A 14852-nucleotide genomic window follows, 5' to 3' on the forward strand; every position below is an offset into this window, starting at 1 on the left:
ACGAACGACTACCTCCCAAAATAAACACTTATATTAATATTAGCATGACAATATTCTCTTTATTTTAACATGTTTCTACTATAACCAAAAAGATACAATTATGAGGCTGACTCATAGTAAAGAGTCAGCCTCAATAAGTTAAGCGTACGAATGTAGTCCTGCAATAACTAAATTAACAAATATAAGGTTAAACATAATAATCGCAAAACCAATTACACATAACCATGCCGAACGCTCACCGTGCCATCCACGAGAAAGACGTAAGTGTAAATAAGCTGCATAGAATAAAAATGTAATAAGCGCCCATACTTCTTTAGGGTCCCAACCCCAGAAACGAGTCCAAGCAATTTGAGCCCAGATCATTGCAAATATTAGACCACCGAGTGTAAAAATGGGGAAGCCGATTGCAATGGCGCGATAACTTAATTCATCCACACGATCTGCATTAACCCCTTTTAATATCGGCTGAATGGCAGCGCCAATTGGTTTTCTTAGGATTAAACGTAGCAACCAGTACAACACAAGTCCAGCTATTAAAGACCATACAACCGTATTGGCATCATTACTACGTAACCAAGCTGGCATTTCAATTAAAGCATTCATCCGATTTTCGGTTAACATTTCACCTTCGTTCGGTCCTAGTAGCGGTGGTAAATTATACACCATTTCAGCTGGTTGATCTAATTCGTTCACATAAGAAAATTTCGCCTCATAATTAAAGGCATTAAAAATATAACCGATTAAAATGAAACCAACAATTGCAACAATACTATATAAAATAATCTCTAATGATCTCGTTTTTTTATTTTTCTTCGAGTAATCAATTGTACGAAGTAAATAAATTAAACCCGCGGCAAATCCAATTGCTAATATTCCTTGGCCTAATGCAGTAGTAATAACATGAATCTTCAACCAAATACTTTGTAAAGCAGGAATTAGCGGTGATACTTCGCTTGGAAAAACCGATGCATACGCTATAATTAACATGACAGTTGGCATTGCAAACAACCCAAGAATGTTTGAACGATAGATGGCATATATAATAATAAAAGCAAGTCCCATCATAATACCTAAAAAGGTCGTATATTCAAACATATTACTTACAGGTGCATGTCCTGCAACAATCCATCGAGTAATAAAATAACCCATAGCAAATAAGAAACCAGCGATCGCTGAGATAAATCCAAATGTTCCCCAGCGATTACCGTTCATTTCCCCTTGTTTATCACGCCACTTCTTTCCTGTGATCGATACAGCAAAGAAAATCGTTGACGCTAAATACAAGAAGAAAGCAACCAATAACAAATTACTACTTAATGCTGCCATCTTGCTCTTCCTCCTTAGGTTCTTTCTCTTTTTCCTTTTCAGCCACTTGGTCAACTGGAGAGGAGAGTTCTGTTCCCACAATGAGGCGATCGATCTCATCTTTCAGTGAACTCCAGTTTTTATTAGTATGACCTGCTATCCATAATTCTCCATTTATACGTTGAATCCATACTCTTCGATGGACCCAATAAGAACCTTGGATGAGTCCTACCATAAAGATGAACCCACCTACCATTAATATTCCTAATGTATAGTCTTTTCTAACTGTCAAAGCAGTTACATGTTTCGTTTCAACACCATTAAAACGTAATTGGTAATCATTTTCTCCAAATGGTTCCAAGTTTTGCCCAATCGCTAAGAAACTAACTTCTCCATCTGGATGGGTTGGTGAAACCATCTCAAAAATAAAGGCTGGGTTATTTGGGATTCTTGATCGACTAGCAGGTTGTCCTTGATCATTAAAGAAGTAATCAGGAAAGTAATGACGAACTTTTACTTTATATCCTTCTCCCAATTCATATTCTGCCTGTGGATCAAATAGATTAACAGAAAAATCACCGATTACTACCTCGGAATCTTTTTCGACCATATTGAAACTCATTTCATTTAACTCATGTAATTTGTAATCGACTTGGTAAAGTGCATAGCCATCAAACTTAAATGGGTCATTTACAAGAATATTATGTCGTGCAACTTCTACTAAATCTCCATCTGCACCAATCGTGTCTGTATCTTCTTTTTTGTACAGGACAGCCGATGTTTGATACGTTTTTACTACAGTAGCACCCGAATTTCTAAGCGCTTCTCCAAACACTTCGTCGTCTTCATCATATAATTCAACAATAAACTTTTCGTTTTCCAAATAATACTCTTGGTTTGTTCCTGGAATTACTTCTATTTCACCTTCACGAATCCAGACAAAATCGTCTATATACATTCCTGGGAAATAACGTAACATACAACCTATTAAAAAAATAATAATTCCAATATGATTTACGTAAGGACCCCAACGAGAAAATCGTCCTTTTTCACCGACAAGGTTTCCATTTTCTTCAGAAATGTTATATTTTCTCTTTTCCAAGTTCTTTTTTACTAATGCAACCGTTTCATCGTCATTACTTACTTTCGATGTTCCAAAAATACGTTGACGTTTTAAGAAATTTTCATGTCTAGTCACTCGTTGTGTTTTAAGTGCTCGATGAAGAGGTACAACACGATCTAAACTACAAATAACGAGTGAAACACCTAATGCAGCTATTAATAGCATGTACCACCATGAGCCGTATAAATCGTGGAACCCAAGCTGATAATACATTTGTCCTAGAACACCATACTCATCTCCATAAAACTGCGCTGGATTTACAGTAGGCGGTATATACATTTCTTGCGGAAAAATTGTTCCAATTGATGATGCAACTAGTGTAATCACGATAATCCAAATTCCTACTTTTACGGATGAAAAAAAGTTCCATATTTTATCAATAATCGTCCGATTGTAGGTTTGCGAACGCCGAGCCACACCTTCATATCTCATATTTAGAAGTTCAACGGCTTCACCTTCTAATGGCTTTCCACACGATTCACAAATACCCGTTCCAAATGGATTGACGTGACCACATTCGCATTTAACTTTATTCATGTGAACACCTCATTAAGATTGCGGTTTAATCTCTTCTAAAAACCTTCGAATAACTGTTTCGTCCATAAATCCAGAATGAACCCGAACTACTTCACCATGTTCATCAATTAATATTGTAGTTGGAAGTGGACGAATGCCATACGCTTCAGTAATTCGCCGCCCTTTGTCAATTGCAACTGGAAATGTTAATTTGTACCGATCTACAAATGTTTGAACAACTAAATCCGATTCATCAACATTCAAGGCAATCATCTCAATACCTTGATCTTGATACTCATGGTAAAGCTCTTCCATGATCGGCATTTCTTTTTCACATGGAGGGCAAAACGTCCCCCAAAAATTTAGGAAAATGCCTTTACCTTCTAATTCTCTTAATTCAATCGTTTCGCCAACTAAATCGTTTACAATAAAATTCTTTGCTTTGTCCCCTGCACGTACTACTGATTGATCAGAAAAGAAATTAATATAAAACGTATAGCCAATAGCAACCGTAATGATAGCTAAAATGGAGCTACGAATGACAAGTCTTCTTTGTTTCATTATTCTCTCCCCTCTCATTAGAAAAACACGATTTAGCGCCATAAATGACGAAAATCAATGCTGATTCTATAAGTAAGAAGCGGGTATTAGATCCGTAGAAATCAACGATGTCAACTTCGTCGATCTTAAACTACCCTTAACTCACAGATTATTTGACAATGCGATTGTCACAAATAAGTATGAAAAAAGTTTGAAGAGATGAAGAATTCCAATCAATTTCTCGACAAATTTCTCTCTTTTGCCTTATTATAACGATGGAAACCGAAGTTATTTAGTTTTGATTATGACTTTTGTGTGACAGCTAATTCACGGAAGTGTTTCACCTCAATCGGCTTTAACGGACGAAATTCTCCAGGCGTTAAACCAGTAAGATCCAGAAAACCGTACTGCTCTCTTTTTAATTTAATAACATTATAACCCAGTGCCTCAAACATTCGACGAACTTGACGATTTCTTCCTTCGTGGATTGTTAATTGAACAATTGAAGTTTGATTTTTTTTATTAGCCGAAATTAATTTAACTTTTGCTGGTGCCGTCTTTCCATCTTCAAGGCGAATTCCATCTTTTAATTGCTTTAGTTGTTCTCTAGTAGGAATCCCTTTAATTTTTGCAACGTAAACTTTATCAATTGTATGTTTTGGATGCATTAAAAGATTAGCAAATTCACCGTCATTCGTTAAAAGAATAAGCCCAGAAGTATCGTAGTCAAGTCTTCCTACTGGAAAAATCCTTTCTTGGACTTCGATAAAGTCTGTTACCACTTTTCGACCTTTATCATCTGATACACTTGAAATTACTCCAGATGGTTTATATAGCAAAAAATAAACCGGTTGTTCCCGGTCAATTGGTACTCCATTCACTTCGATTTCATCTTTATTCGCGTTTACTTTTACACCTAGCTCGCGAACAAATTGACCGTTAACCTTAACCTTTCCTTCTACTATTAATTGTTCTGCTTTTCTTCTTGATGTCACACCTGCTTGAGCAATGACTTTTTGTAATCGTTCCATATTTTCACCTCATTGAACATCTTAATGCTTATTATACAAATTCTCAAGTTTTCATTATTATAGGCAAATTATTGTCACTTTTTACATCACTAGTTAGAATGATACCTTTTCATGTTACACTTAACATTCAAGTTATCGTTATATAGAACAGTAAGTAATGAACTAGCTAGTTTTTTTGACATAACTTAAATGTTTTTCTCCCTGAGGCAAATTCTATACTAAATTAAGTGAATCCCCCAAACTAGCTCATCTTTACAAGAAAAAAAGACTACCATTTGATAGCCTCAGTCATCCAAATACTAATGTTACAATAATAATCGATGCAATAATGCCAACTACATCGGCTAGTAATCCTACTTTTAACGCATCTCCCATTTTCTTTATACCTACAGCTCCAAAATATACTGTTAATACATATAAAGTCGTATCCGTACTTCCTTGCATCGTTGAAGCTAATCTTCCTATAAATGAATCAGGACCATAAGTCGCAATCAAATCTGTCGTCATTCCTAATGCACCTGTCCCAGATATCGGTCGAATCATAGCAAGTGGAACAATTTCACTAGGAACACCGATCGCTTGTAGTATCGGCCTTAGCGATTCAATAATAAAGTCCATTGCACCCGATGCTCGAAATACAGAGATAGCTACGAGCATTCCTACTAAATAAGGAATGATTGAGATCGCCATCGTAAAACCTTCTTTTGCTCCTTCAACAAACGTCTCATAAGTTGGTACCTTTTTATAGGTTCCATATAGGAGAATAAAAGCGATTAGCATTGGGATAATCCATATTGAAATGACAGTGATCCATCCCATGCTTACCTCCTCCTCATTCGACGATAATAAAAATAACGGTCAATAAGTATTGCGCCTAGCGTTGAACATAAAGTCGCTAGTATCGTTGTCCCGACAATTTCTGTAGGTGACACCGAATCATAACTCATTCGTATCGAAATCACGGTTGTCGGAATAAGCGTAATACTCGCTGTATTGATCGCTAATAGCGTAATCATGGAACGACTTGCTTCATCACGGTCCCCATTTAATCTACGAAGTTCTTGCATTGCTTTTATTCCCATGGGTGTTGCAGCATTTCCTAATCCAAACATGTTCGCTGTCATATTGGAGAGGATATACCCCATTGCTGGATGATTACTAGGCACTTCTGGAAAAAGCCTTGTTGCGATTGGGCGTAGCAATTTTGCTAAACCTTCTAATAACCCAGCACTTTGTGCTATCTTCATCATCCCTAACCAAAAGACAAGAATACTAATTAAACCGAAACAAATCGTAACCGCATCCTTTGCTCCAGTAAAGATCGCTTCATTGACTTCAGGCATTTTTCCATTAATTCCTGCAAAAATTAATCCAATGACAAGCATGGATACCCAAATGATATTAATCAATGGATTTCACTCCCAATGTGAGAAAGAAAATTTGCTTAATTCTAGACCAAAATCCTTTCTTTTCTTCTTCAATGGGTGTTAAGAAATAAAGTGGAATATTACTTAATGTTTCACCATTCATTGAGATTGTTAGTTTACCAACAGGTTGAGGCATATAGATATTTCTCGCTTCCTCACCTTTTGGTGGACGATATAATGTGATGTCCTTTTTTACCCCTGCTTTTTCCTTTTCTGTTAACGGGTACGTAAATGTGTAAGGAATATAAACTTTATCTTTATAAAACTCATCTTGAATTCCATCAATTGTACCTTCTTCTGCAAGTGTTTCTACTGTATAGCGATTAAACGCGGAATTAAAAAGATTCATATGATCATGCCAGTCACTCGGTGCATTTAAGGTAACGCAAATTAAATCAAAACCATCTTTCGTAGCCGTTGACACTAGTGTCCGTTTAGCTCTTTTTGTGAACCCTGTTTTTCCACCCGTTGAATAGTTGTATAACTGAGTTAATAATCTATTTTTGTTTTTCCAATAACTATATACATCGCCTTCCCGTGAAGCTTTATACGTTTTCGTAGCTGAAATTTCTCGATAGTGTTCATTTTCCATTGCATACTGAGTCAAGATTGCCATATCATAGGCGGTTGAATAATGTTCTTCATGGTCATCTAATCCATGCGGGTTGGAAAATACCGTTCGGCTCATACCTATTTCTTGCGCTTTTTGATTCATTAAATAAACAAATCCTTCAAGACTACCACCGACATGTTCTGCAATGGCAACTGCTGCATCATTTCCAGATCGAAGCATGAGACCATATACTAGATCTTCTAACTTAATTTTTTCACCTGCTTTTAGATAAAGCGATGATCCTTCTGTTCCTTCCGCTCGTGTCGAGACTTTTACATACTCATCCATTTTTCCTGATTCAATCGCAAGTATAGCCGTCATAATTTTTGTAATACTAGCAATCCTCATTTGTTGGTGTTCATTTTTTCCATATAACACCCTACCAGAAGATTGTTCTATTAAGATTGCTCCTTGAGCGGAGACTGAGAAAGCCTCACTTTGATTCGTAAATGCAAACGTTGAAAATGATAAACTAATAGATAGACATATGATTAGTGCTTTATTTCTAATGTACATATAAATCCCCGCCTGAATAGTAGTTTGTACAAGTGTATGCGGTAAAAAATGAAGTATGAACAAATTTGTCCAATCCCTTTTAATATTGGAATATTAGACCATTCATTTGAGAAAACTATAGGTAACTTATAGGATATGTTTTACCTGCATTTAGATGAAGCAAGGAAGTAGGTGAAAGGTATGGATGGAGATGTATTAAAAGAGTCTGCCATTATATTAGCTCGAATTATTACGATTTTTCCATTGTTTTTACTAATTACACTTTATATGGGGAAACGATCCATAGGTGAAATGCCCATTTTTGATTTTCTCATTATTATGACTTTAGCCAATGTTATCGGTGCTGATATTGCGGATCCAAAAGTTGATCATGTCTATACCTATTTAGCAATCATTGTTATCCCTTTACTCCAAAGGCTAACTGCCTATTTATCGATTTCTAATCGAAAATTAGGAAAAAAGTTAACATTTGAGCCTACTTTAGTAATTCAAGACGGTAAAGTATTAGTGAAGAATTTAAAGCGGATTAGATATACCGTTGATAACGTCTTGCAAATGTTACGTCAAAAAAATATTTTTGATATAAGTGAGGTTAAAATTGCCATTATCGAAGCTAATGGGCAAATAAGTGTATTAAAGAATGACAGTAAATTAGAAGTAACTATTGAGGATTTAAATGTACAAAAGAAAAGTAGAAGTTTGTCTTACCCACTTATCGTCGAAGGAATAATATATGAGGATATTCTTACTTATTTAGGGTTAACTCAACAATGGTTAATTTCAGAATTACAAAAAAAGCAAATTGCACAAGTTAATCGAGTATTTTTTGCATCTATTAATGAAGACCATGAACTTCACATATCTCTAAAAGATGAACAGCAACAAATGCCACCGATTTATAACTAAAATTTACATCCGTTTATTTTTATAAAACCAGTTAAAACAAAAGCGAGAGGCAGCCTCTCCATTACCGCCTCTTTATTTTAATAACGGTTTTAATTTTTTCATAACGTCTTCCATTTCATGAGCACAGCGCTTGTACATTTTTTTCGTTTGTTCTGATTCGGTTTGCATCGAAAATACTTCCAAATCGGCTTGACACTTTTTAATTGCAGCAAATAACAGTGGCTTTTCTGTAGGTTCTGGAATTTCAATCTGATCATCGAACACATCTACTGTTAATTCTCCATATGAGTCGACTTGGCCTAAGTATACATTTTCAATTGCTACGCCTATTTTGTCTAATTCATGCTCAAGCCATCTGCGATTAAATCCAATTGTTGAAAGTGGTTCATCTAATATTTTGCCATCCATAATGACGGTTTCTGGCTGTTTGATAGGAGCAACTTGAATTTGCATATCTTTTGGTGTTAAAGGTTGGTAATCTTTTTTCAATAGGACGTTAACAGCGCCGTTTGGTTCAAGAATAGCAAATTCAACATCGGCGACACGAAATACATTTTTCGTCCTCAGTTTCGTTAACAATTCGTCCGTTGTATATCTACCTTTCCTCATATTATCCTCAAGGATTTTGCCATCTTTAATAATGGGTACACCTTTACCACCAACTAGGTTTCGAATCCTTAAACTTTTTACTGATAAAGAACCAATTAAGTATGGGATAAAAATCCATATAAACAAGGCAATTGCTACATGTCCTGGAGGTATCGCTAAAGCCACAGACCCAACTCCAACAATGATTGCTACTGCTGCAGCTGCAATAAACTCAAAATATGAAAGGTCCCCTACTGCCTTGCGGACAAAAAGTTTCGCTCCGAACATTACAACAATAAGACCAACTGCAGAACGTAAAACAATTTCTAACCAACCTGGCAAATGAACCCCTCCTTTCCTAAAATTTTATCGTTTAAAATCCGTTATATTGAGGCTCTTCTCGTTCAAGTTCACCAATTCTTTTTTCAATATCACCGATCACTTTTCTAGTTGTTAAACAAGTTTCATGAAATACTTGTCGTGCTTCCTCATCTTCAGTCTCAATTGAAAATGTGTTCAGCGAGGCCTCGATACCCTTCAATGTAGATAAACACTGTTTTACTTGTGAAGCGACTGTCATTTTGAACCCCTCCTATCCTTTTGGTTTAAATATTAACGCTGCAAAAAAACCGAAAATAATTGCAGCTGATATCCCTGCACTTGTAACTTCAAATATTCCAGTAATAACACCAACAAGCCCGTGCTTCTCTGCTTCTGCCATCGCTCCATGAACGAGTGCGTTACCGAAGCTAGTAATAGGTACAGTTGCCCCTGCACCCGCAAAATCAATTAATGGTTCATACAATCCAAAACCATCCAGAATGGCCCCAGATACAACTAATGTACTCATCGTATGAGCAGGGGTTAGTTTTCCTACGTCCATTAAAATCTGACCAATTACACAAATAAGTCCTCCAACAACAAAAGCCCAAAAGAATATCATCCTTTTTAGTCACCTCCCTGCTTCAATTGCAACGGCGTGGGCGATACATGGAATCGTTTCTTTTTGTTGAAACGATAGTGGTGATAGTAAAGCTCCTGTTGCAACGATCAGCATTCGGTTAATTTCTCCTCTTTTCATTCGGTTAAGTAAGTGTCCATAAGTAACGGCGGCAGAACATCCTGAACCACTAGCTCCAGCTAATACAGGTTGACTCTCTCGATAAATCATCATTCCACAATCTTGAAATTGCTCTTCTGTAAGTTGTAATCCATGTTTACCTAATAGATCAATTGCGATGGAATGTCCAATTTTACCCAAATCACCTGTTGCAATTAAATCATAATATTCTGGACCAATTTGCAGGTCTCTTAAATGTGCTTCAATCGTATCTACAGCAGCAGGTGCCATAGCTCCACCCATGTTAAACGGGTCACTTAACCCCATATCAACGACTCTTCCAATTGTGGCCGATGTTACTCTCGGTCCATTTCCTGTTTTTCCAATTAAACCAACACCAGAAGCCGTAACGGTCCATTGAGCCGTCGGTGGCTTTTGCGCACCATATTCTGTCGGGTATCTAAATTGCTTCTCAACAGCTGAATTATGACTCGAAGAGCCTGTTAATATATAGTTTGCTCCTCCACCATTCAGGATAAATGATGAAATGGCTAAACCTTCCATCGAAGTAGAGCAAGCACCAAATAAACCAATGTACGGAATACTTAATGTTCGACAAGCAAAGCTTGTTGGTGTAATTTGATTAACTAAGTCACCTGCAATGATAAATTCAACTGCTTCTTTCTCCAGCCCACTTTTTTCGATGGCTTTATTACAAGCTTCCTCAAATAGAATTCGATGAGCTTTTTCATATGAATCTTGTCCCATCCACAAATCTTCGTGAAGCGTATCAAAGTCTTCAGGTAGATTTCCGTTTGCTTCAAAAGGACCACCGACCGTTCCAGTAGATAAAATAACAGGCTTATTCTCGAAAACCCAAGTTCGATGGCCTGTAAGCATTTAAAATCCCCCCCATTGAATAATAATCGTTTTAATAATAGCAATAACAAAGGCCGCAACGGTCCCGAATACGATAACAGACCCAGCAAGCTTAAACATATTTCCTCCAACCCCTAGAACATAGCCTTCGGTTCGATGTTCGATTGCCGCACTGGCAACTGAATTGGCAAAACCCGTAACGGGTACTGCTGTTCCTGCCCCTGCAAATTGAGCTATGCGGTCATACACCCCAAAACCAGTTAATAAAATAGAAAGAAATATCATAACAGCTATAGTCGGATTACCCGCTGTTCGTTCCGTAAAATCAAAAAACGTATAAAAGAAAGTTTGTACAAACTGTCCTAATAAACAAATAAGTCCACCAATAAAAAATGCTCGTATGCAATTTTTCAAAGCTGGCCGTTTAATTTCATGTTCACTTGCAAACTTTTGGTATTCTTGTTGTACTGGGGTTAAGTTTTTTTTCTTTTGATCCGACATATGTTCTCTCCTCACTTTACCCTTTCATATCTTCTTCGAGTTTTTTTAAACGTTTTTCTAAATCTTTTTTAGAAACTCTTCTTTCCTTCAGTTCTTTTTCTAATTTTTCAAGTTCCATAAATATTTTCTTATCTGTTGAAAGAAAAACAGTCGAATTAGGATACCGTTTTTTTATTCTCTCAAAACCGTCTGCTCGAATACCCTTAAGATGTAAGCGATCAAAGTGTTTAACGGCTGGAGCAATATAAATGTTTTCTTTATTAGAAACCCCTGTAACTTCAATCACTTCCTCCATTGATAATATAATCTTTTTTGCATTATCCGCTTTTGTTTGGTCTACCAATGCTTCTTTTCCAACAAAAAGCGGTGTTTGTTCCTGTTGTTGAAGGTTCATTTGACCACAACCACAAACAATGAAAACAATAAATAAAACAATTAACTTAAAATAGTGATTTTTCATTGGAACCACCCTATTCTCAGCTTCGTGTTAATGATAGTTTGACAAATATACGGCATTAATATGTAAACCAACCAATTCATTGTTATAATTGTTAGAACAAGGTTGATATGATCATCAACCTTGTTCTAGTCGTATTAGTCGTTATATTGCGGTTCTTCTTGTTGAATTTCTTGTAGTCTTGGGCTTAGCGTATCTACAATTCCTTGTGTTTGTTGTGCTAAATTTTGAAACATTTGCTTAGCTTGTTGATTTTCTGTTTGAAGTGCAAAAGTTTCAAAACTTGCTTGTGCACTTTTTAATCCTGCTAACGTTTGTTTCACTTGGCTTGCAACTGTCATATTAGTTCCTCCTTGAATTTTAAAAATCTTACGCTTGTATTATTTGATAATAAAACTAAAAAAATGGTGGAAAATAATGGAATATACTTGAGGTGTTAAAATTGTATCTATTTACGGTAATTGGTATTCTCATTGTTAATATCTTGATGTTCATCATTCTTGTGTTTTTATATCGTGCTTTAAAAAAGCAAGAAATATTATCAAAGCAGCAAATAGAACTTATTGAAAATTTTGCAAAAAAAGAAACAACAGAGAATGAACTTCTTCTTGAAGAATGGAGATCATTTGTTTTTTTACAAGCGTTACAAGTTCGTGAGTCTATTTCCAAACAAGTGAGTAATCTTCACCCAAAAGCGATTGAAGATGCACCTGTATCACACGGCCTTACAGATAAAGAATTAGCTATGATATTTTCACCTCAGCAAGTCGAAGGCGTTATTCTTTTTTGGAAACTATTTCATCAATATGTTGATACATACTGGAAAACCGAACAAGGAAAAATCAAGACCGTATTTAAAGGTGCGATCGATATAGAAGGCAGCGAAGTTCATACTATTCAAACGGTATCAAACCAACTACTACCAAAACTAGATCGATTGATAAAACAAATGAAAGGAGTTGAGCACTAACGCTCACTCCTTTTCTTTTTGAGTAATTATTCCATTGTTGGGACATTCTAAAAAATAACTTTCATTTTAAGCTGAGGGGAAAACGATTGAATACAAATTTTTTCTATTTAACGACAGAACTAATTGTTGGTTTTTTTGCACTTTTAGTCATTACAAAAGTCTTAGGTAAAACACAAATTACTCAATTAACACCGTTTGACTTTATATCAGCACTTGTATTAGGTGAACTTGTTGGTAACGCTATTTATGATAAAGAAATAGGTGTTCCATACGTACTTTATGCCGTTTTTATCTGGGGGACGCTAATCTACTCCGTTGAGTGGTTAACACAAAAATTTAAGGCAACAAGAAGTATTTTGGAAGGGAACCCAGCCATCGTTATTAGAGAAGGCAAAATAGATTATCAACAACTAAAGAAAAACCACCTAGATATTAACCAACTTCAACACTTACTTAGAGAAAAAGATGTTTTTTCGGTTCGTGAAGTAGCTTATGGCATTTTGGAAGCAAATGGTTCAGTAAGTATTTTAAAAAAATCGAACTACGATCTACCGAATAAACAAGAATTAAATCTATCGCCTCAAAAAGTTTACCTACCTGTAACCTTAATTCTAGATGGCGAGATCCTTTATAACAACTTAAAAGCAAGTGGCTATAACTTAACTTGGTTAAAACAACAGCTAAGTTCACATGGTGTTACCGATGAAAAAGATGTACTTTTTGCAGAGTGGCTCGAAGGAGATTCTCTTTATATTAATACCTATAGTCAATAAGGAGTGAGAATATGTTTTTTCGTATAGTTGTAGTTATTATCCTTTTATTCTTATCTGCTTGCCAAGGAGCCAACGATCAAGGTGGTGCCTCCATACAACAGCTTGAAAATGATGCAATCAAACCAAATAAAAAAGTAGTTCTCGTCATGATTGATTCGATGATGGGATCATTAATTGACAATAGTAAAGAAAAAGGAAAAATACCTGCTCTTGAATTTTTAATTGAAAACGGACAGTATCACAAGGATTTAGTAGCCCCATTTCCATCGATGTCTGTCGTTATTGAAAGTACATTAATGACAGGCCAGATGCCAAATTCCCATAAAGTCCCTGGACTTGTCTGGTATAAACCAGATGAAAATCGAATGGTAGATTACGGTTCAACCATAGAAAAGATGGTCAAACTCGGCATGCGGCAAAGTTTGATGGATTCTTTATACCATTTGAACAATTCCCATTTAAGTCCTAAAGTCACAACGATACATGAAGCATTACAACAAAAAAAATATTCAACAGGTTCCGTCAATTTTCTCATTTATCGAGGAAAAACCACTCACGATATGACACTTCCTGTTCTTCTTGACCAATGGCTAAATTTAAACGACTCATTGCAAACAAAAGGTCCAGACCTATTAGCCTTCGGAAGTGCAGTTAAACCCAAAGTCATCGAAGACAAAGAATTACCTGACACTTTCCTATCCAATTTTGGCTTAAATGATGAGTACTCAGTTAAAGTCGTAAGTGAGATGATTAAACAAGGAGAACAACCAGATTTTTTAGCGGTTTTTTTACCAGATTTTGATAAAGAAGCTCATGAAAATAGTCCGCATTATCGTGTCGGATTTGAAAGAGCTGAAACATTCTTTCAAGAAATATTAAATAGTTATGAAAGCTGGGATAAAGCTTTAGAGGAAAATATTTTTATCGTATTTGGCGACCATGGGCAAGACAAGTTGTTAGACGATGAATTAACGATGGCCATTCCATTAGATGAAATTTATAACGAATATTCCATTGCTCAATTAACGGATAACGTCAGTCATGGTGAGATTGCGATTGCGAATAATCATAGAATGTCATACATTTATCCAATGCAAGATATCCAATTAGTCCCACGACTTGCAGAAGTGGCTATGACAGATAAACGTGTTCAGTTTGCTTCATGGGTTGATGAAAATTGGGTATACGTCATTTCACCAGATTATAAAGAAGGCTTCCGTTTTAGACCTGGCGGGCCTTGGATTGATCGGTACGGCCAAACATGGGAATGGGAAGGAAATGAACAAATTGTTGGAATTGAAGTTGATCGTAGTCAGTCTAAATTGAAATATACTGATTATCCAGATGTTCTAAATCAGCTGATAAGCTCATTGAATAGTAACGATTATCCTTCCGTTTTGTTAACAGCAAAACCAGGTCATACCTTTCAGTCAGAAGGAGCTCCACTTCATGTTGATGGTGGTGAACACGGTGGTCTCCACAAAAATGATACTCTAGCTGCTATCATAATTGCAGGTACCGATAAACGATTTGAAAATCCTCGAATTGTTGATTTAAAAGAATACATTCTTCAGTTCTTTCAATAGCTTAAATTATTCTAAAACGAGATAATAAAATTTTTCCATATTTAAACAGAGGCTGACCATA

Annotated in this window: 18 protein-coding genes; 4 read left to right on the forward strand and 14 right to left on the reverse strand. The window is 36.0% G+C overall.

The annotated features are described in order from the left end of the window. Nucleotides 1-138: 138 nt before the first annotated feature. From ccsB to BK574_RS10380, 7 genes are all read right to left on the reverse strand, one after another. On the reverse strand, nt 139-1326 hold the full coding sequence (gene ccsB / locus BK574_RS10350; protein ID WP_078428548.1) for a c-type cytochrome biogenesis protein CcsB: 1188 nt from the start codon (nt 1324-1326) through the stop codon (nt 139-141). Then, nucleotides 1310-2965 carry a cytochrome c biogenesis protein ResB gene (gene resB, locus BK574_RS10355; protein ID WP_078428549.1) on the reverse strand — a complete coding sequence of 552 codons (1656 nt, stop codon included), beginning with the start codon at nt 2963-2965 and terminating at the stop codon, nt 1310-1312. The genes ccsB and resB overlap by 17 nt, the downstream gene beginning before the upstream one ends. A gap of 12 nt (nt 2966-2977) precedes the next feature. Beyond that, a complete protein-coding gene (resA, locus tag BK574_RS10360) occupies nt 2978-3505 on the reverse strand; it encodes a thiol-disulfide oxidoreductase ResA (RefSeq protein ID WP_078428550.1) in 528 nt (175 codons plus the stop codon). A gap of 281 nt (nt 3506-3786) precedes the next feature. Next, a complete protein-coding gene (locus tag BK574_RS10365; protein ID WP_078428551.1) occupies nt 3787-4515 on the reverse strand; it encodes a pseudouridine synthase in 729 nt (242 codons plus the stop codon). A 288-nt stretch (nt 4516-4803) separates the two neighbouring features. Then, nucleotides 4804-5334, reverse strand: coding sequence for a spore maturation protein (locus BK574_RS10370; protein ID WP_078428552.1), 531 nt, complete (start codon nt 5332-5334; stop codon nt 4804-4806). A 2-nt stretch (nt 5335-5336) separates the two neighbouring features. Beyond that, nucleotides 5337-5924 carry a nucleoside recognition domain-containing protein gene (locus BK574_RS10375; RefSeq protein ID WP_075384840.1) on the reverse strand — a complete coding sequence of 196 codons (588 nt, stop codon included), beginning with the start codon at nt 5922-5924 and terminating at the stop codon, nt 5337-5339. Then, complete coding sequence (locus tag BK574_RS10380) at nt 5917-7071, reverse strand: D-alanyl-D-alanine carboxypeptidase family protein (protein WP_078428553.1); 1155 nt, start codon at nt 7069-7071, stop codon at nt 5917-5919. Before BK574_RS10380 ends, BK574_RS10375 begins: the two co-directional genes overlap by 8 nt. 180 nt (nt 7072-7251) lie before the next feature. On the opposite strand from BK574_RS10380, the gene BK574_RS10385 reads away from it, so the two are divergent. Then, nucleotides 7252-7977, forward strand: a complete 726-nt coding sequence (locus BK574_RS10385; RefSeq protein WP_078428554.1) for a DUF421 domain-containing protein — start codon at nt 7252-7254, stop codon at nt 7975-7977. A gap of 72 nt (nt 7978-8049) precedes the next feature. Here the strand turns inward: BK574_RS10385 and BK574_RS10390 are convergent, their stop codons facing one another. From BK574_RS10390 to BK574_RS10415, 7 genes are all read right to left on the reverse strand, one after another. Then, on the reverse strand, nt 8050-8907 hold the full coding sequence (locus tag BK574_RS10390) for a DUF421 domain-containing protein (protein WP_078428555.1): 858 nt from the start codon (nt 8905-8907) through the stop codon (nt 8050-8052). 31 nt (nt 8908-8938) lie between these two features. Beyond that, a complete protein-coding gene (locus BK574_RS10395) occupies nt 8939-9145 on the reverse strand; it encodes a DUF1657 domain-containing protein (protein WP_075384844.1) in 207 nt (68 codons plus the stop codon). Nucleotides 9146-9157: 12 nt separating this feature from the next. After that, the gene (gene spoVAE, locus BK574_RS26995) at nt 9158-9508 is read right to left on the reverse strand and encodes a stage V sporulation protein AE (protein WP_142247940.1); all 351 of its coding nucleotides are present in this window, start codon (nt 9506-9508) and stop codon (nt 9158-9160) included. Nucleotides 9509-9517: 9 nt separating this feature from the next. After that, a complete protein-coding gene (gene spoVAD, locus BK574_RS10400) occupies nt 9518-10525 on the reverse strand; it encodes a stage V sporulation protein AD (protein ID WP_142247941.1) in 1008 nt (335 codons plus the stop codon). Next, nucleotides 10526-11005, reverse strand: coding sequence for a stage V sporulation protein AC (gene spoVAC / locus BK574_RS10405; protein WP_078428556.1), 480 nt, complete (start codon nt 11003-11005; stop codon nt 10526-10528). It abuts the gene before it with no gap. A 16-nt stretch (nt 11006-11021) separates the two neighbouring features. Continuing rightward, nucleotides 11022-11465 (reverse strand): hypothetical protein, encoded by a 444-nt coding sequence (locus BK574_RS10410; RefSeq protein ID WP_078428557.1) that lies wholly within the window; start codon nt 11463-11465, stop codon nt 11022-11024. 134 nt (nt 11466-11599) lie between these two features. Next, nucleotides 11600-11803, reverse strand: a complete 204-nt coding sequence (locus tag BK574_RS10415; RefSeq protein ID WP_075384847.1) for a DUF1657 domain-containing protein — start codon at nt 11801-11803, stop codon at nt 11600-11602. 92 nt (nt 11804-11895) lie between these two features. Between BK574_RS10415 and BK574_RS10420 the strand changes: the two genes are divergently transcribed. From BK574_RS10420 to BK574_RS10430, 3 genes are all read left to right on the forward strand, one after another. After that, a complete protein-coding gene (locus tag BK574_RS10420) occupies nt 11896-12432 on the forward strand; it encodes a hypothetical protein (RefSeq protein WP_218970571.1) in 537 nt (178 codons plus the stop codon). Between the two features lie 86 nt (nt 12433-12518). Beyond that, nucleotides 12519-13205, forward strand: a complete 687-nt coding sequence (locus BK574_RS10425; RefSeq protein WP_078428559.1) for a YetF domain-containing protein — start codon at nt 12519-12521, stop codon at nt 13203-13205. A gap of 11 nt (nt 13206-13216) precedes the next feature. Beyond that, the gene (locus tag BK574_RS10430) at nt 13217-14791 is read left to right on the forward strand and encodes an alkaline phosphatase family protein (RefSeq protein WP_078428560.1); all 1575 of its coding nucleotides are present in this window, start codon (nt 13217-13219) and stop codon (nt 14789-14791) included. The last annotated feature ends 61 nt before the right edge of the window (nt 14792-14852 follow it).

Origin of the sequence: Alkalihalobacterium alkalinitrilicum, from assembly GCF_002019605.1 — a bacterium.
GTDB classification, from domain to species: Bacteria; Bacillota; Bacilli; order Bacillales; family Bacillaceae_F; genus Alkalihalobacterium; species Alkalihalobacterium alkalinitrilicum.